Annotated in this window: 17 protein-coding genes; 9 read left to right on the top strand and 8 right to left on the bottom strand. The window is 56.3% G+C overall.

Going from position 1 to position 24,247, the window contains the following annotated elements; all coding sequences use genetic code 11:
- Nucleotides 1-44: 44 nt before the first annotated feature.
- The 8 genes from HOV93_RS20395 (at nucleotide 45) to HOV93_RS20360 (ending at nucleotide 10,680) form a co-directional block, all read left to right on the top strand.
- Nucleotides 45-947, top strand: coding sequence for a PfkB family carbohydrate kinase (locus tag HOV93_RS20395; protein WP_207398385.1), 903 nt, complete (start codon nucleotides 45-47; stop codon nucleotides 945-947).
- A 31-nt stretch (nucleotides 948-978) separates the two neighbouring features.
- Entirely contained in the window at nucleotides 979-1,551 is a 573-nt protein-coding gene (gene thpR, locus HOV93_RS20390; protein ID WP_207398384.1) for an RNA 2',3'-cyclic phosphodiesterase, read from the top strand.
- 265 nt (nucleotides 1,552-1,816) lie between these two features.
- Nucleotides 1,817-2,956, top strand: coding sequence for a recombinase RecA (recA, locus tag HOV93_RS20385; RefSeq protein ID WP_315853444.1), 1,140 nt, complete (start codon nucleotides 1,817-1,819; stop codon nucleotides 2,954-2,956).
- 384 nt (nucleotides 2,957-3,340) lie between these two features.
- Nucleotides 3,341-6,157 (top strand): alanine--tRNA ligase, encoded by a 2,817-nt coding sequence (gene alaS / locus HOV93_RS20380; RefSeq protein WP_207398383.1) that lies wholly within the window; start codon nucleotides 3,341-3,343, stop codon nucleotides 6,155-6,157.
- A 205-nt stretch (nucleotides 6,158-6,362) separates the two neighbouring features.
- Nucleotides 6,363-6,581, top strand: a complete 219-nt coding sequence (locus HOV93_RS20375; RefSeq protein WP_235990722.1) for a BON domain-containing protein — start codon at nucleotides 6,363-6,365, stop codon at nucleotides 6,579-6,581.
- 292 nt (nucleotides 6,582-6,873) lie between these two features.
- Nucleotides 6,874-7,395, top strand: a complete 522-nt coding sequence (gene tpx, locus HOV93_RS20370; RefSeq protein ID WP_207398382.1) for a thiol peroxidase — start codon at nucleotides 6,874-6,876, stop codon at nucleotides 7,393-7,395.
- 90 nt (nucleotides 7,396-7,485) lie between these two features.
- Nucleotides 7,486-8,967 carry a hypothetical protein gene (locus HOV93_RS20365; RefSeq protein ID WP_207398381.1) on the top strand — a complete coding sequence of 494 codons (1,482 nt, stop codon included), beginning with the start codon at nucleotides 7,486-7,488 and terminating at the stop codon, nucleotides 8,965-8,967.
- Nucleotides 8,968-9,270: 303 nt separating this feature from the next.
- Nucleotides 9,271-10,680, top strand: coding sequence for an undecaprenyl-phosphate glucose phosphotransferase (locus HOV93_RS20360; RefSeq protein ID WP_207398380.1), 1,410 nt, complete (start codon nucleotides 9,271-9,273; stop codon nucleotides 10,678-10,680).
- Nucleotides 10,681-10,768: 88 nt separating this feature from the next.
- On the opposite strand, the gene HOV93_RS20355 is transcribed toward HOV93_RS20360, so the two are convergent.
- Nucleotides 10,769-13,216, bottom strand: coding sequence for a PVC-type heme-binding CxxCH protein (locus tag HOV93_RS20355; RefSeq protein ID WP_207398379.1), 2,448 nt, complete (start codon nucleotides 13,214-13,216; stop codon nucleotides 10,769-10,771).
- Nucleotides 13,217-13,381: 165 nt separating this feature from the next.
- Between HOV93_RS20355 and HOV93_RS20350 the strand changes: the two genes are divergently transcribed.
- Nucleotides 13,382-14,380 carry a ThuA domain-containing protein gene (locus tag HOV93_RS20350; RefSeq protein WP_207398378.1) on the top strand — a complete coding sequence of 333 codons (999 nt, stop codon included), beginning with the start codon at nucleotides 13,382-13,384 and terminating at the stop codon, nucleotides 14,378-14,380.
- A gap of 16 nt (nucleotides 14,381-14,396) precedes the next feature.
- On the opposite strand, the gene HOV93_RS20345 is transcribed toward HOV93_RS20350, so the two are convergent.
- From HOV93_RS20345 to HOV93_RS20315, 7 genes are all read right to left on the bottom strand, one after another.
- Nucleotides 14,397-15,998: a Wzz/FepE/Etk N-terminal domain-containing protein gene (locus HOV93_RS20345; RefSeq protein WP_207398377.1), complete on the bottom strand. Its 1,602-nt coding sequence runs from the start codon at nucleotides 15,996-15,998 to the stop codon at nucleotides 14,397-14,399.
- Nucleotides 15,999-16,112: 114 nt separating this feature from the next.
- Nucleotides 16,113-17,237 (bottom strand): N-methyl-L-tryptophan oxidase, encoded by a 1,125-nt coding sequence (gene solA / locus HOV93_RS20340; protein ID WP_207398376.1) that lies wholly within the window; start codon nucleotides 17,235-17,237, stop codon nucleotides 16,113-16,115.
- A gap of 10 nt (nucleotides 17,238-17,247) precedes the next feature.
- Complete coding sequence (locus tag HOV93_RS20335; protein WP_207398375.1) at nucleotides 17,248-19,086, bottom strand: hypothetical protein; 1,839 nt, start codon at nucleotides 19,084-19,086, stop codon at nucleotides 17,248-17,250.
- Between the two features lie 309 nt (nucleotides 19,087-19,395).
- Complete coding sequence (holA, locus tag HOV93_RS20330; protein ID WP_207398374.1) at nucleotides 19,396-20,496, bottom strand: DNA polymerase III subunit delta; 1,101 nt, start codon at nucleotides 20,494-20,496, stop codon at nucleotides 19,396-19,398.
- A 42-nt stretch (nucleotides 20,497-20,538) separates the two neighbouring features.
- Nucleotides 20,539-22,320: a hypothetical protein gene (locus HOV93_RS20325; RefSeq protein WP_207398373.1), complete on the bottom strand. Its 1,782-nt coding sequence runs from the start codon at nucleotides 22,318-22,320 to the stop codon at nucleotides 20,539-20,541.
- A 124-nt stretch (nucleotides 22,321-22,444) separates the two neighbouring features.
- Nucleotides 22,445-23,401 carry a DUF1559 family PulG-like putative transporter gene (locus HOV93_RS20320; protein WP_207398372.1) on the bottom strand — a complete coding sequence of 319 codons (957 nt, stop codon included), beginning with the start codon at nucleotides 23,399-23,401 and terminating at the stop codon, nucleotides 22,445-22,447.
- 78 nt (nucleotides 23,402-23,479) lie between these two features.
- Nucleotides 23,480-24,127, bottom strand: coding sequence for a bifunctional 4-hydroxy-2-oxoglutarate aldolase/2-dehydro-3-deoxy-phosphogluconate aldolase (locus tag HOV93_RS20315; RefSeq protein WP_207398371.1), 648 nt, complete (start codon nucleotides 24,125-24,127; stop codon nucleotides 23,480-23,482).
- Between the last annotated feature and the right edge of the window lie 120 nt (nucleotides 24,128-24,247).

Raw genomic sequence — 24,247 nt, 5'->3', positions numbered from 1 at the left:
GAAAATGATTTTCCACTGCTCACGCTAAAACGAAAGACGCCCCCATGTCACTTTTGGTCGTCGGTTCCATCGCCATCGATTCGATTCATACGCCCACTGAAGTTCGCGAAAACATCATCGGCGGATCGGCAACCCACTTTTCCTATGCCGCCAGCTTTTTCAGCGGCGTCCGCATGGTGGGGGTCGTGGGCGAAGACTGGCAAGAAGAGCATACCAAGCTTTTCTCGGAGCGTGGCATCGATACGACCGGCATCGAAGTCGAAAAGGGGGGCAAGACCTTCCGCTGGACCGGCAAGTATCACGACAATATGAATGACCGTGATACGTTAGAAGTTCATCTGAACGTGCTGGAGAACTTCAGCCCGACCCTTTCCGAGGAAGCGACCCGCTGCCCATTCGTGTTTCTGGCCAATGGCGCGCCGGCAACCCAGTTGAAGGTGCTCGATCAAATGACTGGCCCGCGTCTGGTAGTGGCCGATACGATGGACTTGTGGATCGAGATCGAACGCGACGAACTCATGAAGTTGCTCAGCCGTATCGACGGCCTGGTCCTTAACGACAGCGAAGCCAAACTCTTGACCCAGGAAGAAAACCTAGTCAAAGCCGGCCAGAAGGTTTTGGAAATGGGGCCAAAATTCGTGGTTTTGAAGAAGGGAGAGCATGGTGCGATGTTCTTCTCGGAAAAAGAAACCTACGTGATGCCTGCCTTCCCAACGCCGCAAGTGGTCGATCCGACCGGTGCCGGCGACAGCTTCGCCGGCGGCATGATGGGTTACCTGGCCGAACAGAACGACTTCGATCCGAAGACCCTCAAGGAAGCCATGGCTTACGGAACCGTCGTGGCCAGCTTCATCGTCGAAGACTTCAGCATGGATCGCTTGCAGGGCACAAGCCGCGATGAAATCGACGGTCGTTTCGCCCAATATCGTCAGATGCTTACGTTCTAACTCTTCTACTACTCCGAAGGCGTACTGCTTGATGGAAGCGACTCGCTGTTTTCTGGCCGTGCGAATTTCCTCGGATGTCCGTCGCCGGGCCGAGAAGCTGATGAAAAAGCTCTCGGCCGCTGAGACGGATGTGAAGTGGGTCGAGTCAGAAAACTTACATATCACGACCAATTTTTTGGGCGATGTTACTGGCCAAGACGTGGTCGATATCTCGAGGAAAACCATTGAGATCGCAGCCGAGCATGCGCCCTTCGAACTCGAGATGTTCGGTACCGGAGCATTTCCCGACGTCGACAATCCTCGCACACTCTGGGTTGGTGCCAGCACGGGGGCCGAGCAGCTGATTTCGCTTCAGGAAGATCTGACTGAGAATCTGGCAGCGATCGGATTCCCGCCTGATTCTCGCAAAAAGTATCACCCTCATCTCACGCTTGGGCGGCTCAAGCGCGTAGGCGGTAAAATCGACGATCTCCAGGCACTGCTGGCTGAAAACGCCCAATTGTCGATAGGTCAGTGCCACGTGAAAGAAGTTTGTATCTTTGCCAGCAAGCTGGACCGCACCGGTCCCAAATTTACTCTGATCGGACGCGGCACGCTTGGTTAAGTGTCCCGCTTACCTTGTATAGCTACGTGTCCCAAGTCGTAACACATTTCTGTGGCAGGTGTTACGCATATTTGTCGGTCGTTTGGAGTTTTTTTTCCGGCCCTGGACCTAACGTGTCAGGGGCTTCACCGATCATTATTTCTAGAAACAACACAGAAACAAGATTGCATCGACGATGCAAATTTGTACACTGTTCATCTGTGCACTTAGGCTTGCAGGCCGCTTGCAGTACCTGCAGTCTTTCCCCATAAAGGAGCCCTGAGAAATGGTCACGGTCGCAACCAAGAGCAACGGTAAAATGGCAGCCAAAAGAAAGTCGTCCGGAAAGGACACCGCTTCCAAGGGAGCGGACGCCAAGAAGGACGTGTTTGCCGGGAATAACACCCTGAAAACGACCCTCGCGCAAATCGAAAAGTCGTTTGGTGAGGGGGCCATCATGCCCCTGGGCAACAATCATAAGGTGATCGAAGGGATCCCGACTGGATCGCTTTCGTTCGACTTGGCCCTCGGTGGCAAAGGAATTCCACGCGGTCGAATTATTGAAATGTTCGGCCCAGAATCCAGCGGTAAAACGACGCTTGCCCTGCACGCGGTTGCCCAAGCCCAAAAAATGGGCGGAATTGCCGCGTTTGTTGACGCCGAACACGCACTCGACCCAAGTTGGGCCAAGAAGCTGGGCGTTCAACTGGAAACCCTGCTGGTAAGCCAGCCATCGAGCGGTGAAGAAGCAATGCAAATCACCGAGATGCTCGTCAAATCGAACGCTGTGGATATCATCGTGGTCGACTCGGTCGCAGCGTTGGTTCCTAAGGCGGAACTCAACGGTGAAATCGGTGACTCACATGTCGGCCTTCAGGCCCGTTTAATGAGTCAGTCGATGCGTAAGCTGACCGGAGCGATCGCCAAATCAAAGACCTGCGTGGTCTTCATCAACCAGATCCGCGAGAAGGTCGGCGTGATGTTCGGCAGCCCTGAAACGACCCCTGGTGGCCGGGCCTTGAAGTTTTATTCGTCGTGTCGAATCGATGTTCGCCGCATCGGACAGCTGAAGGACGGCGAAGATGTGGTCGGGCAGCGCGTTCGTACGAAGATCGTCAAAAACAAGGTCGCCCCGCCGTTTCGCATCGCCGAGTTCGACATGATGCACAAAGACGGCATCAGCTATGAAGGGGACGTACTAGATCTGGGGATTACCCACAAAGTGGTCGCTCGTAGCGGGGCTTGGTTCCGTTATGGCGACATTCAATTGGGCCAAGGTAAGGAAAAGGCCCGGGTCTTCCTGGTCGAGAATCCAGAACTTACCGAGGAAATCAAGCAAAAAGTGCTGGCGGAGATCGAACCGATGGTGGTCCCGGTCCCCGACGCGGAAGACGACGGCGAGATGCCACCCGAAGAAGATTTGTAACAGACGACCCGCCCTCTCGGGCAGGTTTCCTACGCGGTCCTTGCAGCGGGGCCGTCTTTACGACTTGACTAACCATTTCGATGATCCGATTCGCTCCTCGCACTCTACGCAAGTAGATCGGGCAAAATTCCTCCCCGGGATTTGCCTTCATCGTATCTTTGCGTTACTAAAACAGGGTTCTGAGGTCGGCTGCCCCAGCACAGGGGGCGGCCGGCCTTGTTTTGGTTCTTGCGAGACCCCTATTTTAGAGCGAACCAGTCACCTTTGCCCAAATTGGCAAAGAACTTATCATGAAGGACTTGTGTCCCAATGATTGGGGAAGAAGCAGTGGCTCTCGCTTTCTGCCGAAACACTAAAAACTGAACACTGAAAACTAGTTTCCCAATGAAAACCGACGAACTACGCGAAAAGTACCTCAGCTTTTTCGAGACCAAAGGACACACACGTTGCCCGAGCGACGTTCTGGTTCCCACGTGGGACCCTTCGGTACTGTTCACTCCGGCGGGGATGAACCAGTTTAAGGATCACTTTCTCGGTCGTGTGAAACTCGATTTTACCCGGGCCACGACCTGCCAGAAGTGCCTGCGCACCGGCGACATCGACAACGTCGGTCGCACCGCCTATCACCATACGTTCTTCGAGATGATGGGCAATTTCAGCTTCGGCGATTACTTCAAAGAAGAAGCGATCCACTGGGCATGGGAATTTCTGACCGACAAAAAATGGCTCGCGCTGAATCCCCAGCAGTTGAGCGTCACCGTCTACAAAGATGACGACGAAGCGGCCAACATCTGGCACGAAAAGATTGGCCTGCCGTTCAATCGTATCGAGCGCCTCGACGAAGACGAAAACTTCTGGCCAGCCAGCGCTCCCAGCCAAGGCCCCGATGGGGTCTGCGGTCCGTGTAGTGAAATTTATTTCACGCCCGAAGATGGCAAGAAGGTCGAGATCTGGAATCTCGTCTTCACGCAGTTCAATCGCGTGGGAGATCCGCCAGATAACCTCGAACCGCTCCCCAGTAAGAACATTGACACCGGTATGGGGCTTGAGCGAACCGCCGCCACCCTGCAAGGCGTCACCACCAACTACCACATCGATATCCTGCGTCCGATCGTGGAAGCGGCAGGTGAAATCTGCGGCGTGAAGTACAATCCCGATTCCGACGAAGGCCGCCGCCTGCGCCGCATTACCGATCATATCCGCGCTTGCACCATGGCCGTCCACGAGAATGTCTACCCTGGCGCCAATAAAGAGAAGTACGTCATCCGCCGCTTGCTTCGCCGTGCGGTCCTCGATGGTCACCAGATGGGCATTCATCATGCGTTTGCTTACCAACTGGTCGACAAAATCGTCGAGATGATGAAGACACCGTATCCAGATTTACAAGACTCCGTCACACGTGTGAAAAACGTCATCAAGAGCGAGGAAGAGAACTTCCACCACTCTTTAGACGACGGCATTGCCCGTAGCGACAAAATCTTTGCCGGCATGCGTTCGGCCAATCGGACGGTGGTCAACGGGGACGAAGCGGCCGAGCTTTACCAAACGTTCGGCTTCCCGCCAGAACTGTTCGAGCAAGTCGCCATCGAACATGGCTTCACCTTCGACTGGGTCGGCTACAAAAAGGCAATGGAAGAATTCGGCGAGCGATCTGGCGGCGATCAGGTCAAGCTTTTCGAAACCGGTCCGATTGAGTCGCTCAAGAATTCGGTTCGCTCTACCGATTTCGTCGGCTACGAAAACGAAGTCACCGAGGTGACCATCAAGGGAATCGTCACTGCCCACGAGGGAGATGAAGAATCGCACTTGGTCGACCAGTGCGACACGACCGGCCCAGAGCACAAGCTAATCGTCGTGCTCGACAAGACGCCGTTCTACGGAGAATCAGGTGGGCAGGTCGGCGACGCCGGTCGAATCTATTCCAACGACTTCGAGTTCATCGTTACCGACACGCAGAAGGATAGCGATCTCTTTCTGCACGAAGGCTACCTGACCAAGGGGGCCATTACCACCGACGGCACCGCCAAAGCTGAAGTCGATACCTCCCGACGTGCGGCCATCAAAAGGGCTCACTCGGCCACGCACATTTTGCATCACGCGCTGCAGAATACGCTCGGTTCGCACGCCCAGCAGCAGGGCTCGAAGGTGGAAGACGACCTCCTGCGTTTCGACTTCACCAACATGGAACCGATCGCCCTCGATCAACTGACCACCATCGAAACCGACGTGAACGAAAAAGTTGTCGACGGCGGCACGGTCAAATGGGAAACGGTGCCCCTGGCCAAGGCCCGGGAACTGGGCGCGATGATGCTGTTCGGCGAGAAATACCCCGACCCGGTCCGTATGGTTACCATGGGTGATTTCAGCCGCGAGCTATGCGGCGGGACGCATCTGACCGATACCAGGCAGGTCGAAGCGTTTGAAGTCATCAGCGAAGAAAGCGTCTCGGCCGGCGTGCGGCGCATCATCGCTTTGACCGGCGAAAAGGCGAAAGAGTATCGCGAGAAGGTCGATCACTCCCTAGATACTATGGCCAAGACGCTCAAGTGCGATGTGCCCAGCATTCCTGAAGCGGTCCGCAGCCTGACCGGGTACATTCGCGACCTGAAGAAAGCAGTCAACGGCAGTGGCAAAACGCCTAAGGCCCCCACTGCGGTCAAACCGTACAGCGGCGCCGATGTCGATTACTACCACCGCAAAGAGATGCTGAAAGAGTCGGCCCGACTGCTTAACAGCCCGCTGTTTGAGTCAGCCGAACGAGTCGAAACGCTCTATCACGAAGTCGATAAGCTGAAGCATCAGCTGGCCGAACGCGAGAAGTCCGGCACGCTTTCCGGTGACGACCTTCTGGCCAAAGCCACCATGGTCGGCAAGGTGAGCGTCGTCGTCGCCGACGTCCCAGGTGCCAATGCTAACCTCATGCGACAGCTGATCGACCAGATTCGCAAGAGCACCGAATCGTCGGCTGTGATGCTGTTTGCGGCCGCCGAAGAAGGCAAAGTCACCATCGTGGCTGGGCTCAGCAAGACGCTTGTGGATAGCGGCAAAAAGGCAGGCGATTGGGTTAAGAAGCCTGCGGCACTCGTTGGCGGTAAGGGGGGCGGTCGACCTGACATGGCGCAAGCCGGTGGTAAGTACGCGGCTCAGATTCCTACGGCAATGGCTAAGGCGGAAGAGTTGGCGAAGAGCTTGTTCGCGTAAACAGTGCCGACGTGCTTTACGTATTAAGGGACGAGATCAGAAGTCGGTCTAGCAATCGTTGCAATCCAAACAAACCGCAGTGTTTCGGCTGGCTTGGCATCGCCGGCGGAAAATTCGTTGAGGTTTGCCTCTTGGGCTTCCGATAGCAGTGATAGCACTCAGCCGCTAATTCCCCCGATCTCAGACCTTTCGTGAGGCACCCGTGATGCAAGACATGACCGCGATTGCGAGTAATGTTCACCAGGCCCTGTCCGCCAACCCGCACTTTCCTGGTCGTCACCTTAAGGTGGAAGACAGCGAAGGTCGCGTCGTGCTCAAGGGACGCGTGGGCAGCTACTTTCATAAGCAGATGGCTCAAGAGACCGTTCGCCGTTTGGATGGCGTTCATGAAGTCGAAAATCAACTGGAAGTCGATTGGCGTTAATCGGTCCACCCTTTTTGGACCAAGGTGAGTCGTCAACGATCCATTGCTATAGAGTGAGATGCCACCAGGCGAAAGTCAGGTGGCATTTTTCATTTCGAACCGACTTGCTCAGATTTCTTCCTGAAAACTGAACACTTCAAACTGAAAACTCGCCGCCCCGTTGGCATTCTGCTTTTATTCACGGCATGTTCGTTCTACGCCCTCTTCAAACACCCCCGGCGGCGCGTCACAATGCGTCTTTGTTTGCGAACCACATTTGCCAACGGCAACATTCATTTGAAGAGGAAGTTCCATGAGCCGCCCCGCTGCGATCACGTTCAAAGGCAACCCCATGACCCTGGTCGGCGAAGAAGTGCAAGTCGGTCAGGCCGCTCCTGACTTCAAGCTGCATGCTTTCGGCCCTGAAGGTTTGACGGCCATCACCGTTGCCGACGTCCAGGGCAAGCCAACCATCATGAGCGTCGTCCCTTCGCTGGACACCGGCGTTTGCCAAACGCAGACCAAGAAGTTCAACGAAAAGTTGGGCGAACTGGGCGATAAAATCAACGCTTTGACGATCAGCCTGGACCTGCCGTTCGCTCAAAATCGTTTCTGCGGTGCCGAAGGTATCGAAAACATCAAGCAGTACAGCGACTACCAAGATCGTAGCTTCGGCAACAACTGGGGTATGCTGATCGACGAGTTGAAGTTGCTGGCCCGCGGCACGTTTGTTCTCGATAAGGACGGCAAGGTCGTCTATGCTGAAACTTGCAATGAAGTAACCGAAGAACCTAACTACGACGCTGCTTTGGCCGCGTTGAATTCGGCCCTGTAAGTCAACCTATCGCCAGTCCCCTCACTCGTTGCTCGGGTGAGGGGCCGCGCGTCATCGGCGGGCTGGGCTTTCTCTTCCGGATGCTACGCCATGAAATTTCTGCAAAAGCATTGGGGTAAGCTGATCGCACTTGCCGGCGGTGCGATCGCACTGCTGATTGTTCTTGTTTTGGTAGCCCCGGTGGTCATTAGCTACGGCCCGGTGCGCAACTTTCTACTGCACCATCTGTTCAATGGAAAGGAAGTCGCCGTATCGGTTGAGACGGTCTCGGTGGGTTGGTTTCATCCGACGGAGATTAAAGATCTTCACGTTCAGCAAAACATGGGCAAATACAACATCGACGTCCCACGAATTGCGAACGATGTCACGCTCTTTCAGTTGATCACCAAGCCGCGGCAACTGGGGAATTTAACGATCGAGCGACCGGTGATCCTGGTCGAACTGCCCAGCGAAAAGGCCGATCTGGTCAATGACGGACCAGGCGAGGCCCCATCTCTGGACCAAGAGAAAGTTCAAGCAGCATTGCAGCGAACCATCGACGTGCAGTTGATCGATGCCACCGTGCAGGTCACCAAACCAGGAGCGGCCAAACCGTGGGGATTTGAGAAGATCGGCTTCCTCGCCCAGTTGCGTCCTGGCCGTACGGACGAGCAGGGGCCATCGATTCTCATTCCTCACGCCACGCTGATGGATCGTCAGCAAATGACCGAAGAGATGTGCGACGACATGCTCAAGTTCGTCGCACCGGTCGTGAACGGAGTGACGAAGATCGAGGGAGAAATCTCGCTTTCGCTAAAGGATATTCGCGTTCCCCTGGCCGATCGACAAAGCTCGGTGGGCAAAGGCCAGGTAGTCATTCACAAAGCCCAACTGACCGGAACGCCGTTGGTGCAGAAGATTACCGAGTTCATCGGGCTTGGGCCGTCGGTCGATGTGTTTTCCGATTGCACAATCAATTTTGAACTGGCCGACAAGCAGGTTTATCACGAAGGACTCGATTTCGGAGTCGGCAATCTGCGCGTGCGAACTCGCGGGTTCGTGGGGCTCGATAAGTCGCTCAATCTGATCGCAGAGGTGCCTGTTCCGCTGAATCCCACAGAAGAATTCAGCGACGGCGAGCTTCCGCTTCCGCTCCTGTCAGCGCTTCGCGGTAAGACGATTGAGATTCCTATTGTCGGTACGCTGGAGAAACCGATCATCGACAAACAACGGCTAGGTCAGTCGCTAATGGCAACCGCCGAGTCGACGCTGCGTGACTTTCTTAAAAACGACGACATCCAGCTTGATCTGGAGGGTGAAGATGGCGAAATAGATGTGTCTGGTATTCTCGATATGGCCGGATCGCTCATGGAAAACGCCAACCGCGAAGGGGGCATGCTCGACCAACTGCGTGAGCGTCGCGAAGCCAATCCACCTGACCGAAACTCGGCCGACGACGGCGATGCCCCGCTCGAAGGTCTATTCCGGCGACTTCTCAGGCGTGCCCAAGAGCCTGACGCACCGCCTGGCGACAAGCAAGATCCGGCCGCCCCGGAGATCGAAATCAACTTGAACGAAGCGATCGATCTGTAGGGCTACTAGTCCTCTCTATTCAAGTACGCCACTTTCGGTTCCCACTCCCTTCCCAAGGGAGAGGGCTAGGGTCAGGGTTGGGAAGCGGGTACCCGGTTTGCCCCTCACCCTGTCCCCACAGGGCCGAGGGGGCAGGAATTGGTTGTTGCCCGTCCACTCGTTGCAATCGTCAACTTCGGTACCGCGGCCTGGTCAGATCTTACGCCGCCGTTTCTCTTTCTTTCCCCGGCTGAGGGGGCTGACCTATATTTGCCTGAATTCGAAACCCAGGGGGCGCATGCGCCTTGAAGTCAGGCAATCGCGATGAGTAATCCACTTCGGCAAATCCAGCATAAATCGACCATCCTCGACGGGCTCTACCGCGTGGCGGACGCTGTCGCGATCATCATGGGGATGATCTTAGCTGTCATGGGGTCTGGTGGAACTCCCGTGGGTGACCATCAGTTGGCCGTGGCTGCCGCACTGGCAATCTATTACGTCGTGGCCGAGTTCACCGGCGTTTATCGCAACTGGCGAGGAGTTTCCACTGAACGAGAAATCTGGTGCGGGGCAATGACCTGGGCCCTATCGCTGGGTCTATTGGTCCTAATCGCCACCATCTTCCGCTACGATCACCCTTTCAATCGCTACACGCTCGTGTCGTGGTTTTTGATCTCGCCGCTGCTGCTCACCATTTCCCGTATGATTATCCGCACGGTTCTTCGTTGGATGCTTGCCAATGGAATGAACCAACACGGCGTAGCGATCGTCGGCGTGAACGAACTCAGCATTCAACTTGCTCAGAACATTAAAGATACGCCTGACCTGGGGATGCGAGTCGCCGGGTTTTACGACGACCGTCCCAGCGATCGCTTGCCGCAAATCCCTGAGAGCCTGGGAACGTGCATCGGTAACCTGAACGACCTGGTCGAAGCCGCCAAATGCGGTGACGTGCATCGGGTATACATCACCTTCCCGATGCGAGCTGAATCACGTATTCGTAACGTGCTGAATCATTTAGGAGACACGACCGCTTCGGTTTATATCGTGCCCGACTTTTTCGTGTTCGAGATTTTGCACTCGCGCTGGTCTGATATTCGCGGCCTACCGGTGGTCAGCGTTTACGAGAACCCACTGCTGGGTGTCGACGGGATTTTGAAGCGGGTCAGCGACATCCTCTTGGCTTCGCTGGCCTTGTTGCTACTGGCCATACCGATGATGCTGGTGGCCCTGGCGGTGAAGCTGACTTCCCAAGGCCCCGTCTTTTTTCGGCAGCGACGCTACGGCCTGGACGGGCAAGAGATTTTAGTCTGGAAGTTCCGCAGCATGACGGTGTGCGAAGATGGACCCAGTGTGAAGCAGGCCCAAAAGAACGATAGCCGACTGACATCGATCGGCGGCTTTCTGCGTAAGTCGTCAATTGACGAACTGCCGCAGCTGTTTAATGTACTAACCGGGACGATGTCCCTTGTGGGGCCGCGGCCGCATGCTTCGGCACACAACGAACAATACCGCAAGTTGATCCATCACTATATGCTGCGTCACAAAGTGAAGCCCGGCATCACCGGCCTGGCCCAGGTTCGTGGCTGGCGTGGTGAAACCGACACCGTCGAAAAGATGGAAGGTCGAGTCCAGTGCGACCACGAGTACATCCGCACTTGGAGTATCTGGCTGGATCTGCGAATTCTATTCGAGACCGTTTTCGTCGTGCTTGGCCGTAAGAACGCCTACTAAGCTCATCGAATCCGAAACAAACGCTCCTTACTCAACAATATTCTGTCCCCTCTCCCCTGAGGGGCGAGGGGACTAGGAATGCCAGACGTTACTTCGGGTTGCTTGTTACCATCAGAAAGCCGATCAGGTCGCGCATTTCTTCTGGCGTTAGAACTTGTTGAAAACCTTCCGGCATGATCGACTTGTCCGAGTCGCGTTCCTCTTCGATGGCCTCGGGGTCGAGGTCGAAACGTTTGCCGGCTGTGTCGACGAACAGTCGTTGTTCGTTCACCTGAGGATCGGTAATTGGGTAACCGACGTGCAGTCGCCCATCGTCCGTCAGCAAAACTTTAGGGATATACATGGGCGCGATTTCTCGGCTGGGCTGAAGGATCGATTCCAGCAGGCGTTTACGCGTCATTCGCTGGCCAATGTAGGTGAGGTCCGGGCCCACGTCCGCGCCACTTCCGTCGTACCGGTGGCAGCGGATACAGTATCCACCCTTGGAGGAAAGGAACGTGCGGCGGCCTGCCTCGACGTCTGCTTCACCTTCGATTGAGGTCAACCACTGGTCTAACTTCTCCGGTGATGTCGGATCAGCGATCGTTTCGCTGCGTAGCGTCCGTTTGGCTTCTCGCCCAACGATGGCGTTGTCATCGGCCGCAAGTTTTTTAAGCGCTGTTTGATGAACGTCCGCATGGTCGGACAGCCCGACGATCGCCATCGCACGAAGCTGCGGATCGCGGGCCGTATCCAAAGCGATGTCGGTTGCTACCTTCTCTCCGAAATCACCGCCGCGAAGGTATAGTACTTGAATCGCCTGACGGGCCAGGTTGGTATCGACGGACAGGGTTAACGCCTTCAGCGTATCGTCGGTTAGCTGCTTACTACGTGGATCGATTAATTTAAGAGCCAGCGTTCGCAGTGCGGTCGATTGGTTCTCGTCACGAATGATATTGGCCAGCGTCTGCTGTTCGAGAATTTCGTTCCGCCCACCAACGCTGCCAGACTCTAGCCACGAGATCGTACTGAGCAGCACGGGAAATTCGCGGACGCTGGGCGTATGCGATTGAAGGCGTTCTTTAAGCTGCGGTAGAAAATCTTTGTCCTGCAGGTCGGCGATCCACCGCATCGCATAAATGCGAACGCGATCGTCACGATCGTGCAAGGCTGCACGAAGTAGATGCAAGGGAGCATCCGTCTGCTTGGTATCGTAAGACCAGCGATACGCTTCGAGGATTCCCAGCCGCTGAGCACCGGTCGGCAACTCTTGCCACAGCTCTCGCGGCATGTCGATGTTCTGCTGGGCATAGCCATAAACGGCCGCCTGATGTAGGAAAGGATCGTCGTACTCAAACGCCGACAGGGTAGGGGACTTCCGAAGTTCGCTTGCTTCCTTCTCAGCAGCGGAAAGTGGTAACGCCTGGCTTGACTTGGGTTCGTCTTTCCAGGTCAGCCGCCAGATACGTCCTTTGCCATGCACGGGATAGCTACGGTCGACCCAATCGGTGAAGTAAAGCGAACCATCCGGGGCGATCGCAAAATCGACCGGGCGAAAGTTATGGTCCCCCTGTACGACGGTCTGAAATGTTGCCTGCACGCTCGCGCCATTGGTGCCCAGGCGAAACGTTTCGATGCGATGATCTCCCCAGCTGGTGCCCCACAACTGGCCGTGGTACCACGCCACGGCGCTGGGAGCCTCACCAGTAGCAGCCACCATCGGCAGTGTGCCCGGCAGTTCGCCATTCCAGGCCTGCAGCGGATGAACGCCCGTTCGTCCGTAACGAAATTGATAGCCATAGTCGCCGCCAGGAACGATATGCAGCAGGCGGCACGGAGGACGGCTATCGGGATCGTTGTCGACCATGTACAAACGCCCGGCCGGATCGAAGACCATCCCGAACGGGTTCCACACGCCGGTCGCCATCAACTGCAGATCGCTACCGTCGAGGTTGCAGTGATAGATAGTACCTCCTTCGCCGCCCCCGGAAAGCTTAGTGCCGTCGCTGCCGACCAGCGTGTACGGCTCGCCCAGGTTTTCACCCAGCCCGAAGTAAAGCAAGCCGTCGGGACCGATGGTCAGCCCGGCCAGCCCGTTGTGTGGATATCGCCCGGCTGTCTCTAGATGAGCAATCTCTTCCCGCTTGTCAGCGACCTGGTCGTCGTTGGTATCGCGCAGCCGAAAAACTTCCATCCGTGTGGCGACATAGAGCGAACCATCCTGTGCGGAAAGTATGCTCATCGTGGACTCGGTTCCTTCGTAGAACGTGCTCCACGTGTCGAGCTTACCGTCGCCGTTGGTATCGGCAAAGCGGCGAATGCGGTCTTTCGGAGGGCCTTGGTAGTCCGGCTGCCGATGATGCGTGTGCGACTCAATCACTAGCAGGTCGCCGTGCTGGTCGAAGGTGATGCCAATCGGAGTGACGATCTCAGGCTGCTCGGCAATCAGTTCCAGCTTAAGACGCGGATCGAGGACCTTGGGCTTCTCGGCGCAAAGAATACCCGCAAGTCCCAGCAATAATAGCAGACCCAACGCGAGCGACTGAAATCGAGACATGGCGAAACCTTCGAATGAAGCAAGGAGGGAGGGCAGACGCAGCGGCGCCGTGATAAATTCGTGGGAATTGATCGCGTGCAAGCGGTGAAATGTGGCTCGATTTCGATTATAACCGAACTGGTTCAAGACTTCCCACCTTTCGATTTACCCCATTAGGACTTATCCATGAAATTCAATCGCTTCGGGCTCGCGTTGATTGCCCTGATGTTGACACCGTTCTCTATGATGTATGCCGACGAAACGATGCTTACTTACGATGGTGGCGAAGGCCCTGGCGAAGGGAAGCACATCGTGCTCATCAGTGGAGACGAAGAGTATCGCTCGGAAGAAGCGCTTCCGATGCTCGCCGACATTCTTTCACAGCATCACGGCTTTGAATGTACCGTTTTGTTTTCGATCAATCCGGAAGATGGTACAGTCGATCCGAACAATCAAAAGAACATTCCCGGCATCGAAAAACTGAAGTCGGCTGACCTATGCATCATCATGACCCGCTTCCGCAATCTGCCGGATGAAGACATGCAGGTCATTGACGAATACCTGAAAGCAGGCAAGCCGATCATCGGTATTCGTACGTCGACCCACGCGTTCAACATTCCCAAAGATGCCAAGTACAACTCGTACAGTTTCAATGCCCAAGGTGGCTTTGGTAAAAAGGTGCTAGGCGAAACGTGGGTGAATCACCACGGCAAGCACAAGGGAGAAAGCACCCGTGGAGTGATCAACGAGCAACAGAAGAATAACCCCATCCTCTGTGGTGTCGACGATGTCTGGGGACCCACCGACGTGTATGGGGTTCGCAATCTACCGGAAGACGCGACCGTGCTGGTCTATGGAGCGGTACTGGAAGGAATGAAGCCGGAAGATAAGCCTGTTGCAGGCAAGAAGAACGATCCCATGATGCCCATCGTCTGGACGATGCCGTATCAACTTGAAGGAGGCAAAGAAGGGACGTCTGTGTGTAGCACGTTCGGCAGTGCAATCGACTACCTTAATGAGGACGGTCGCCGAATTGTGGTGAACGCGGTGTTCGATCTGCTGGGTCTGGAAGACAAGATCACACCGAATCTCGATGTCAGCATCATCGGCGACTACGATCCGAGCTTCTATGGTTTCAATAGCTTCAAAAAAGGCTTGAAGCCGACCGACTTCCAAGCGAAATAGAAACTAGGTTAGCCCTCTACTGGCCGCGCCGTTCTCGTGGCGCGGCCGTCCCGCGACGGTCGAAACCTCCACGGCGATCGACTTCCGGGTAGGTTGCCGGTGAGGCTTGGTCGGTCGCACGACGCCCTCGGCCGGTGGCATCTGAGTTGGCTGCGGCCGGATTGGCTGGCGGCTCAGAGGTACGGGCAACTGATCGGCGATCGCCAGCAGTAGGTGCGGTGGAAGTGTCGGTCGAGCGACGTCCAAACAGATGATCGGTCCAGCGGCGGCCTTGGCTGCCTGGCATCGGTGATAGCAGCACAACGACTCCTATCCCCAGCATCAGTCCACCGAGCAAACCGCCTCCGGCAATGACCGTTTTGCTGGGGCCCATCGGATATTCGCCGGTGGTGGGCTGGTCGATACGGGTGATCAAGCTGGAAGTTTCGGAAGCTCTTTTGTTGGCCTTGGCATCTGCCAGTTGTTCGTGTGCGGTCCGCAATACGACGGTGCATTTATCGACGTCGGCTACCAGGTTGGCGTAGCCCGCACGAATGGAAGCCAGCGAGTCGAGTCGTTCGCGAACGTCGGTCTCTTGATTGTTGATCGATTTCAGCCGCGAACGCTGTAATTGCACGTCGGCTTGCACCCCACGGACTGAGATTTCTAATTCCTCTCGTAGCTTGCGGCGGACTTCTTCTTCCGCGGCAATCGCCGAGAGAACTTGCGGGTGCGATTTGCTCATCTTACCCATCAGCTGCGATGTCCGGAGTTGAGCGTCGACCAAGCCATCTTTCAAGCGACGTAGCGAAGGCTGGCTCTCAAGCAATTGGTTGGGGGTCGCGATCAAGTGATCGGGGTCGTTTTGCGCCGCTTCCAAAATGTTGAGCTGTTCGTCCAGCTTGACCAGTTCAGCCTCGCCGTCACGAATCTGCTGCTTGATCTGATTCCAGGCGTTGCGGAGATTTCCGTCGCCGGAACTGGCATCGTTCAAGCTTCGCAGTTCGCCCAGGTCGCTGCCTACTTTCGTTTCCTGAGCTTTCAAAACTTCGGTTGCCCTGGCCAGTTCTTGTTGGGCAAGTAGCTCGGCGTTATTCAGTTCGGCGATCACGCTGTCGGCGCGTCGATTGCGGATATTCTTCAGAGCGATGTCCATTTGTTGGCAAAGGGTTGAAACCAACACAATCGCACGCTCGCGATGGTCGGCATCAACCGAAAGATGCAACACTTCCGTAGTGCCGAACTCGGCACCGTTGGGTGGGCTGACGGCCACGTTTTTTCGCAACGATTCAATATCGGTCAGTGTCGGCCACTCACCTTTGACGCGGCTGCCTAGTTGCGGCCCAACTTGCTTGAGGGTGGCTTCTAGAACCGCTTGATTGCGAGCCACTTCCACCACCATTTCCTGAGCAGCTTTCATCGTGTCGATGCTGTCGAAACGCCCCTGGCCGCTAAGCTGTCCGGCCGCTTCGTCACGCAGTAAAACCGACTGCGTTGCTTGCCACTGGTCTGGCTTCACCAAGGAATAGGTTGCCGCCAATAGAAAACAGCCGAACGCTACCGGCACCCACAGTTTCCACTGCTGTCGAAGGAGACTGGCGTATTGCTGAGCTTGAGGGGGTAACTGAAGCTGACTCATGGCGACTTCTCAAAGGCGGATTGCAGCGGTTATGTCGATTGTCCGACGCGTGCGCAGTGGCGCAGCGAAACGCGTAACCAACTCTAGGTTGTTGTTAAGTATCAGGGACGCGATTTAAGAGAATCGCCGTGGCGAAAGAAACTCGATCGGCGACGACGTCTGGCCGGTCATCGCCAGGTCGCATAGGATCTCGCCCAGGGCCGAAGCGAACTTGAAACCGTGCCCGGAAAGGCCAGCGGCAAAGTGCAGACCGTCGTGCTCGGGATGCGTCCCCACAAGAAAATGCTGATCCGGCGTGACGGTATACATACATGCCTCGCGGTGCAGCAAGTTTTTGGAGAGCAGGGGGAGGTGACCCGCCGCGAACGCTTCGAGCGCGCGGCGATCGGCTGGGTCCTCGTTTTGGTTCTGCTGAGCGGCCGACGCGATCGGTTCGCCCCCATCGTGTCGCGAGAGCTTCACCCCGTGCTCGATCTGGGGAAATCCATAGTAGATGCCCGTCGGTGTTTCGATAAGAAAAACCGGAAATTGGGCCTGGCTCGTGTAGGCTGAGGCATCATTCGCGTACCAATAAAGATGCTTCCGCAAAATGGTCATCGGCACCTTCAGGTCAGCGAGAAGCTGAGAGGCCCACGCCCCGCCGCAAATGATTAACTGCCCGGCGTGAATGACTTCAGACGCGGTACGCAGCTCAAACGTTTGCCCTATGCGTGTCCAAGACTGAACCGGCGAGTCGGTCTTGATATTGGCCCCGTGCCGCTTGGCCTGTTCGAGATAGGCCTGGATGCACTCGCTCACCAGCAGGTAACCGGCGTCGCGTTCCAAGATGCCGACGCAGTCTTCCGGCGCGACCACCCCGGGAAACACATCGGTGATTTCGTCGTACGCAATTCGCTGGATCGCGAGGTGATGCTCTTGAGCACTCCGCAGTGTACCGGCAATGACTTCGCCTGCTTCCGGCCCAATTTGTAGCACGCCGGTGGGGAAGTACAACGAACGACCGGTCGCTTGCTGCAGGTCGCTCCAACCGCGATAGGCCTGATGAAGCAGCGGTACATAGTCCGGGTGCTCGAAGTAGGCCATGCGAATGACACGCGTCTGGCCGTGCGAACTGCCATGGATGTGGGGCGGCGAGTAGCGATCGAGCCCGATGACCGATGCGCCTGCTTGAGCTAAGTGTGCGACTGCCGCGCTGCCGACGCCGCCGGTACCAATTACAGCAACGTCGCACCTGAGCATGGGCGTCTTCCTACTTGATGCGGAACTCGATCGAGGTCTGGCCAAACTTATCGGCGGTCGAATCGCGGACCGTCAATTCTAGTCGATAGGTGCCAGAGGGGATATTCTCAGGCATATAGAGTCGGTAGGGGACGTAAAAATCGCGACGACGAACGCGGCAACTGTCCTTCACTTCTGGGAACTGGCGAGCATCGATCCGACGGCCTGCCTGGTCGTAGATCTCGTAGTTGCTCTGCAAAGCCGTTTCAAACTTGCCGCCGTTGTCGCGGCTCGAGAAGTTCTCGACCTCGACGTACAACAGGACTTCCTGCTTGGGTTGAAAATCATGCGAAGGGAATGGCTTGAATTGGCCAAAACTGTCGACGCTTTGAATGAATTCCAGGTTACGCAGTTCCAGCGGGCTGGCCGCTTCCAGATGTGACATGGCCCGGCGGAAAGAGCCCAGGGCCAGCGTATGACGGCGTTCGACGGGAATCTCTTCGACTTTCATGTAGTCGGCTAAGCCAAAAAGCGTGTTGCTCCAAACCTCTTGCTCTTCCGGCGTCAAGCTATCGACCTTTTCCATGGCGTCGGCCTTACGATTCGCAACTAGATACAGCATCCGCAGGCGAAGCTGAGCGATCGTGCGTTCTTCTTCCGAGGCCCGCGTGTCGGTGGCAATTCGTTCGAGCTTTTGGATCGTGTCGTCCATTAGCTTTTCCCAACTGCCAGTGTCGGTTTCCTCTTGATTGCGAGCCGCCCAAAAGACGACTGTATTGCCTCGCCGGGTATCTGAGATCCAACCGCGTCCTTTCAGGTCGAAGAGAATCGCGTGAAGTTCGTCGAGGCTTAGGATGCTTGGGTCCGGCGAAGTCCGCGTTTGCTCAGGAGCGAACTGAGCTTTGTACTCTTTGTGCAATGCTTCCAACGAAAGTTGACTGCGCTGCCAGAGGATCTTCATCGCTCGGTATTCGACTTGGGTCAGTTGGCTGACGGTTTCTTCTTCCTGCGGCTGATCCACCTTCGGCTTGGGGCCGGCCGTTTTGTCAGGCATGTTCATCGGATCCCGCTTCATATCGGCAATGGCGGCGGCCTGTACGTCTTCTGGAGTGAGACCTTTCGCGTGGGCATCCAACTCCGGCACATAGGCGGCCAGCTGAACACCGGTGTCGCGACGTATCTTTTCCTCGGGAGGAGCTGTCGCACGAGCTGCCGGCGTTGTCTTGCCTCGGTCGAGATCGATCGTCCGGGGGTAGCCAGCGGGGTCGGCCTGGGCCAGATGGGACGTATCTTGATGCATGTTGGTCGATGGCAAACGCGTGGGCTGTTCCGCCGGGACGCTGTCTGCGGGCATGTTCAGGTGTCGCTGTACGAGCTTTGAGGCGTATTGATCGACCAGGTCGGATTCGCTGGCTGCTTCCTTTTTGACGACCGCTTGCTGCTTAGGTCCGAAGACTGGCTCCAACTTGGAAAGCAGTTCTTCCCACTGAGCGTCGCTGGCCGAAGCGAACTCGCTCAGAATTTGCTGTTTGTCGTCGGCTGGCAAGGTTAACGCTTCCAGACGGGCCGCGTACTTCTCGCCTAGTGGTGCGGATTCCGCGGATTGGTTCTTTACTTCCGCCAGGCGAGCCGCCAGCTTTTTGCCAAGCGCGACATCACTGCTTTCGGACTTGGCTAACTCGTGCTGCTCAGGCTTCTTGCCTTCGGGCGCGCTGGAGTGTTTTGCCACCGGTTTCTCTTGAACCGCTTTCTGATTGAGATACGAGTTGATCGAACTGGGATCACTCATACCGCGATTCCAGCCGCTCATGCAGCCGGTCAGTAGGACGGTCAGGGTGGCAACGCTAAGGAGGATAATCTTCGACATCATTCGCTCGGGCTTCCGTTGATGGCGCGCATAGGCGCGAGCCTTCTTCCAAGAAACGGTCGGCGGATAGTAGGAAATCGTCAAGATTGAAGCAAGAGATACCGAGTCGGATTATCAAGCAAGTGCTAGCTGCCAAGCTGGTCCGCATGCTGCAGCTTCGTGTACTCGCCGCTTCCTGGAACCAATGCTTCCGGTCCCCACAGCAATTCTGATCCCCTTTACCCATAGGAGTGAGGAGCAAAGCGGTTACCAACTTCCCAATCTTCACCCTGGGAATTGGAGCCCCTTCGAGAAGAAACAAGAGCTTGAAGGTTAACGTTGAGGAGCAGTTCGCGGTGGGTCCATCGCTTTCGAGAACGACACAATCAGCTTCTCCAAGGCCAACCGCCCGCGGGCTTCTTGCGAGTGACTTCCTTTGAGGGACATATCCAGTTCGAGCAGCTGTCGATAGAGCCGTCCTCCACGGATTTGACCGAGTGCTAAGAGGCGGCGTTGGGCTTCTTCCAACGCTTTGGGCCAGTTAGGAAAGCCAGCTTCTTTCAATGCATCGCGCAAGCTGACAGCGTCGCCGCGGCGGCGTCCTCGCTGATAGATTCGTGTCGCGGCGGCAAAACGTCGCAAGCTCCAGGCAATTTGCCCGTACAGCTTCTGTGGCTTGTCGCCTGCTTGAAAGAGTCGGTCGAGCTGGTTCAACGCTTCGGCTGTCTTTCCTTCGACCGCCGCATCGACCAGGTGCCAGATCTCTTGAAGCTGACCCCCATGAACTTGTTCGCGAACAAGATCCTCGTTGATGGCCTCGTGCGGTTCGACGAAGAGCGAGAGTCGGGCGACCTCCTGATCGATAAGCCCCAGTTCCGTCCCTAGTAGTTCGACCAGCAGATGAGCCGCGCCTGCGTTGAGTTTGGCGTCGTGTTCATCTTTTGCCCGTCGGACGAACCACTTGCTCAGCGCGTCCATGTCGAGCGAGGTCTTCTTGCCGGCTTTCTTCTCCGGCGGATTGCATTGAACCTGAAGACCAACCTCGTTGCACTTTTTATACAGTCGCGTGTTAGCGGCCCACTTCTCGACTTGCAGAACGAGGACTCCGCCGGGACGCGACTTTTCTAGAAAGCTCTCTAGTTCGTCGCGGTAGCGAGAAACGAAAGGGTCGGCATCTTCCACGATCGCCAGCCGTCGTCCGGAATTTCCGAACAAGCTCATCGTCGAAACTTCGTCCACTACATCAACCCAGGTCACGGTGTTGCCGGCCAGCTTGCCGTACGGGACATCGTTCACGTCCCCCAGGACCGCTCGGCGGATCTTTTCGGCGACTAACCCGCGCAGGAAGGCATCACGGCCAAAGACGACGCAAACCGAGGGAATCGACGTCGCGTCCGTGTCAAGAAAATCAAACGCATGAACCGTATTTGCCATGTCACCAAGTTACCCGGTGCAGGAGCATTTGACTACCAGCGACTAACGAATCGTAAAGGGCATCGCCGCTTGATCGTTCTGCTCGGATATCGGCCGTAGCGAGCGAATTTGAGCTCGAGGAACGAGGCCGTCGTTGGCGATGGCTCGCTTCAGCACGAATTCGCCCACGTTGCCAGATCGGTCCCGGGCCGTTGCTTTCAGGAAGATATCGGCCGGCACTTCCGGGGTGATCTTCCAGATGTACTGCCCTGAGTTGGCAATCTCTTCCGCAATCGGCTTCCAAGGGCCATCGGCCGACGACGCGTAGTACAGCGAAACAGGTCGATCGGCCAGATCGTTGTCGGTCGCATTCCAACTGATATCCAGATGCCCCACGTGAGGACCTTCTCCGTACACCACGTTGGTGATCGTCGCGATCGGTTGCGACAGGTCGACACGCACCCAAATGTCGGCCAGGTCGCCGGGTTGCGGGCGTCGACCGGTCAGGCCGTTGCCTCCTTCAACCACGATGCGGAACCCATAGGTCCCTTCCGATTGAACTTCCACATCGAACGGGCTTTGACGATCGGGATCGGTTCCACCGGGTTCCCACGTTTCGCCAGCATCGCGGGTCACCCACAGTTCGATCTGGCCGATGCCGGAGGGGCCGACTGTGTCGACTCCGTAATTGAGCGCGAAGCCTTTGTGGTTGATCGCTTGGGCTGTCACCCCTGGTGGAAGGCCGACCGTTGAGTTTGCTCTGACGGTTGGGCGTTCTGGCTGACTAGAGGAAGCCACCGGCGGTTCCATCTTCATACTGGCAGGCTTGAACCGATCGTCCATGCCCTGCGGCACCGGCGGAACTCCGATTCCGGCCAACGGCTGACTTTGCTGAGGGCCTGCACTAGATGGCGTGCTGGGGTTGCTGGCATGGTTTTGTAGTCGCGGCACGGCATTATCGGTCGGCCAGGGTACTGCTTGCTTGGGCGGCTCAGGCATCTCGATCCGGCGTTGTCGGAACGGGTCGACCGGGATGTTACCGCCGGCCAATGAGTCTGGGGCGGGGCCGGCCTTGCCTGGGGCTGGTCTGGGAACACCGTTCCAGCTTGGCTTTTGGGCAACCAGCGGCACCGAAACCGACTGTTGAGCGAAGCCTACGTTGCCTGCTTTGTCGTAGGCATCGAGTCGGATCTGCATGACCCGATCCGTCGCAATCGGAAAGAACCGTGTTTCGCCAGCAATGACACCATCGGCTTGATAGGCATTGGAAGCATCGACCTGAACGGACTGGAAAGGAGACTGTAGTGACGATTGATAGCTTAGCTGGATCTGTTCAACGTCAATCGCGGGGTCGTTAATCGACCACTGTGCGATCACCTCACCACTTTCCAGTGCGTGCGCCTTAAGCGAAACGTCTGGGGTTTGCGTGTCGATGGCGACTTTCAACTCGGGTTTGAAATAACCGTTGTTTTCGGTTGGTCGTCCGCTGGCATCGAACGTGCGGATTGCAAACCAATATTCGCCATCGGATTGGGCTTGAAAGACGAACCGGTTTTGCTGGGCCGACTGACGATGATAGCCAACCCAATTAGCGCCTCGGTCGTTTGAGACCATCAACTGGACTTCGGGCGTCGAGCCGGGAGCATCCACCTGGTAAGGAATGCCAAACTCCATCTGTCGAGTCAGCATGGGGCCGCCGTCTGCAGTGGTCGCCTCTGCTGGCCGTTGGGCCTGAACTGATAGCATGGCTCCACTGAGTGCCAGCATCGATGCGAGTGCGCCAGTGGTGGCAGCGAGCAAGCGTGATTTGGCAAACATGAACGACCCTTTTGCGATAGAGGACACGACAAGACATTCTATCGGTCGTTGAGTCGTCCGCTTGATAGGGTCGCTCGTATGATACGCGTCAGCAAAGGCTGGCAAACTATGCCGGTCGTACGGTTCGTACCAATCGCTTAATTCGTAACGCTCACGGCTGGTCGAGCATGTCCATCTCGTAGCCAATATCTTCGCTACCACTTCGCGTCGCCATGCTTTGCAGAAGGGTGACCGAAGTCGCTTCGTCGGCGTGGTACGTATCCTCGTTCATCACGCCCATGTTGCCCGTCAGCATCGAACCGTTCGACGTCGAAGATTGCCGATTGTTGTCGATAATCATCGTTCCTTGCGGGCTATCGAGGTCGTAGTTCTCGGTCGGATCGGTCCAGTCGAAACCGAGTCCATGAAGTTCGACAATCAATAACACGGTGCTCGGGTCGTCGATTGCCTGAGACCGGGTCGTCGACTTTGCATGCGGAAACATCGTCCGCTTACCCACCACGGCGGCGAAGTTGGTAGAGATGGCTTGGGCCGAATTGTCTGTTTCGCTGCGATAGACGTCTGGCATCTGAGTCGTCACAGTGATGTTTGCCGGCGACGTCCACGGCTCATCGAAATTGTACTGCTCGTAGAGATCGTTGCGATCCAGTTGCGGCAATATCATGACCCGCCACGAGTGACTTGGCTTTCCCTTATCGTCGGTGAAATAGGCAGGCGGGTACGATCCGTGCAGATCATGATAAGCATTAAGGGCCTGGGTGATGCGTTCGATCCTGTTCAGTGAAGCCCGGTTTAAACTGTCCGTTCGCATCTGGTTCGCAGCCGGTATGGCCACCTGAAAGATCAACACCAGGGTCAGGAAGATCACCGAGAAGCAAGCGACCGAGCCTCCTAGAATTCCGATCAGCGTACCCAAGGCCACGCCGCTGTTATCGTCGGACGAGCGTTTGGTGTTCCCGCGTGCGTGGTTTTGGTCGGCAGCTGGGCTGACGCTACCGGGAATAGTGATTGTCTTAGCGCACACGGCGCATGGCCCGGTTTGGCCGGCAAAGCGGTCGAGGACCTCCATTTGGGTCCCGCAATGAGGGCAAGCAAACGAGATGGGCATGAGCGCTGCGGAATAAGGGGATGAGAAAACGTCGAGTTCGTCTCAATGCATCGTATCGGTCCCTATTCCAGGGAACAACTATTGTGCCCGGAATCGCTGGACGATCTCGACATATTGTTTGGCTAGGTCGTGAATGCGGTCCATGTTGCCTGATTCAATCGCAGACTTTTCGACCAACGACCCACCAACCCCCAAAGCACAGGCGCCGGCTTTAAGAAACGACTCGGCCGTCTCTAAGTTGACGCCGCCGGTCGGCATCATGCGAACTTGGGGCAGGGGGCCCTTCAGCGATTTCAGATAGCTTGGTCCGGTCAGGTCCGAGGGGAAGATCTTCACTACATCGGATCCGGCTTGCCAGGCTTTTACCACTTCGGTCGGGGTTAGTGCTCCGGCCATCATCGCTTTGTCGTAACGATGGCTGATTTCAATGGTCGGCAGGTCGACGATCGGCGAGACAATGAAGTCCGCCCCGGCGAGAATCGCGATGCGGGCTGTTTCGGCATCGAGTACGGTTCCGGCACCGAGTTGGATTTTGTCTCCGAAACGATCGGCAACGTATTCCAGGACCTTGTGGGCCTTGGGCACGGTAAAGGTGACTTCGATGGCCGTTACCCCTCCGTCGACCAGGGCCTGGGTGACATCTGCCAGGATTTCCCCATTGTCCGCGCGGATGACGGCGACAATTCCTGTGGTCGAGATTTTTTGAATGGTTGCTTCGCGTGCCATGATCAGATCGCCCTAAATGTTCTTCAAGTAAGAAGATACGAGAAGTCATAGCCTATCTGGCGGCGGATGACCTTGTCAATTTGCCGATCGGGGTGGTGCAATCCGGGCGAATGATTGGAC

It is taken from the genome of Bremerella alba (genome assembly GCF_013618625.1).
Lineage (GTDB): Bacteria > Planctomycetota > Planctomycetia > Pirellulales > Pirellulaceae > Bremerella > Bremerella alba.
Note: the sequence above shows the minus strand (reverse complement) of the source record. Positions and strands in the feature narration are given on the sequence as shown.

Excerpts from the sequence above, each read along its gene's own strand:
- HOV93_RS20315 (WP_207398371.1), bottom strand. The coding sequence starts at position 24,127 with ATGGCACGCGAAGCAACCATTCAAAAAATCTCGACCACAGGAATTGTC.
- HOV93_RS20395 (WP_207398385.1), top strand. The coding sequence starts at position 45 with ATGTCACTTTTGGTCGTCGGTTCCATCGCCATCGATTCGATTCATACG.
- HOV93_RS20365 (WP_207398381.1), top strand. The coding sequence starts at position 7,486 with ATGAAATTTCTGCAAAAGCATTGGGGTAAGCTGATCGCACTTGCCGGC.
- solA (WP_207398376.1), bottom strand. The coding sequence starts at position 17,237 with ATGCTCAGGTGCGACGTTGCTGTAATTGGTACCGGCGGCGTCGGCAGC.
- HOV93_RS20350 (WP_207398378.1), top strand. The coding sequence starts at position 13,382 with ATGAAATTCAATCGCTTCGGGCTCGCGTTGATTGCCCTGATGTTGACA.
- alaS (WP_207398383.1), top strand. The coding sequence starts at position 3,341 with ATGAAAACCGACGAACTACGCGAAAAGTACCTCAGCTTTTTCGAGACC.
- recA (WP_315853444.1), top strand. The coding sequence starts at position 1,817 with ATGGTCACGGTCGCAACCAAGAGCAACGGTAAAATGGCAGCCAAAAGA.
- HOV93_RS20320 (WP_207398372.1), bottom strand. The coding sequence starts at position 23,401 with ATGCCCATCTCGTTTGCTTGCCCTCATTGCGGGACCCAAATGGAGGTC.
- HOV93_RS20375 (WP_235990722.1), top strand. The coding sequence starts at position 6,363 with ATGCAAGACATGACCGCGATTGCGAGTAATGTTCACCAGGCCCTGTCC.
- HOV93_RS20360 (WP_207398380.1), top strand. The coding sequence starts at position 9,271 with ATGAGTAATCCACTTCGGCAAATCCAGCATAAATCGACCATCCTCGAC.
- holA (WP_207398374.1), bottom strand. The coding sequence starts at position 20,496 with ATGGCAAATACGGTTCATGCGTTTGATTTTCTTGACACGGACGCGACG.
- HOV93_RS20335 (WP_207398375.1), bottom strand. The coding sequence starts at position 19,086 with ATGATGTCGAAGATTATCCTCCTTAGCGTTGCCACCCTGACCGTCCTA.
- HOV93_RS20355 (WP_207398379.1), bottom strand. The coding sequence starts at position 13,216 with ATGTCTCGATTTCAGTCGCTCGCGTTGGGTCTGCTATTATTGCTGGGA.
- HOV93_RS20345 (WP_207398377.1), bottom strand. The coding sequence starts at position 15,998 with ATGAGTCAGCTTCAGTTACCCCCTCAAGCTCAGCAATACGCCAGTCTC.
- tpx (WP_207398382.1), top strand. The coding sequence starts at position 6,874 with ATGAGCCGCCCCGCTGCGATCACGTTCAAAGGCAACCCCATGACCCTG.
- thpR (WP_207398384.1), top strand. The coding sequence starts at position 979 with ATGGAAGCGACTCGCTGTTTTCTGGCCGTGCGAATTTCCTCGGATGTC.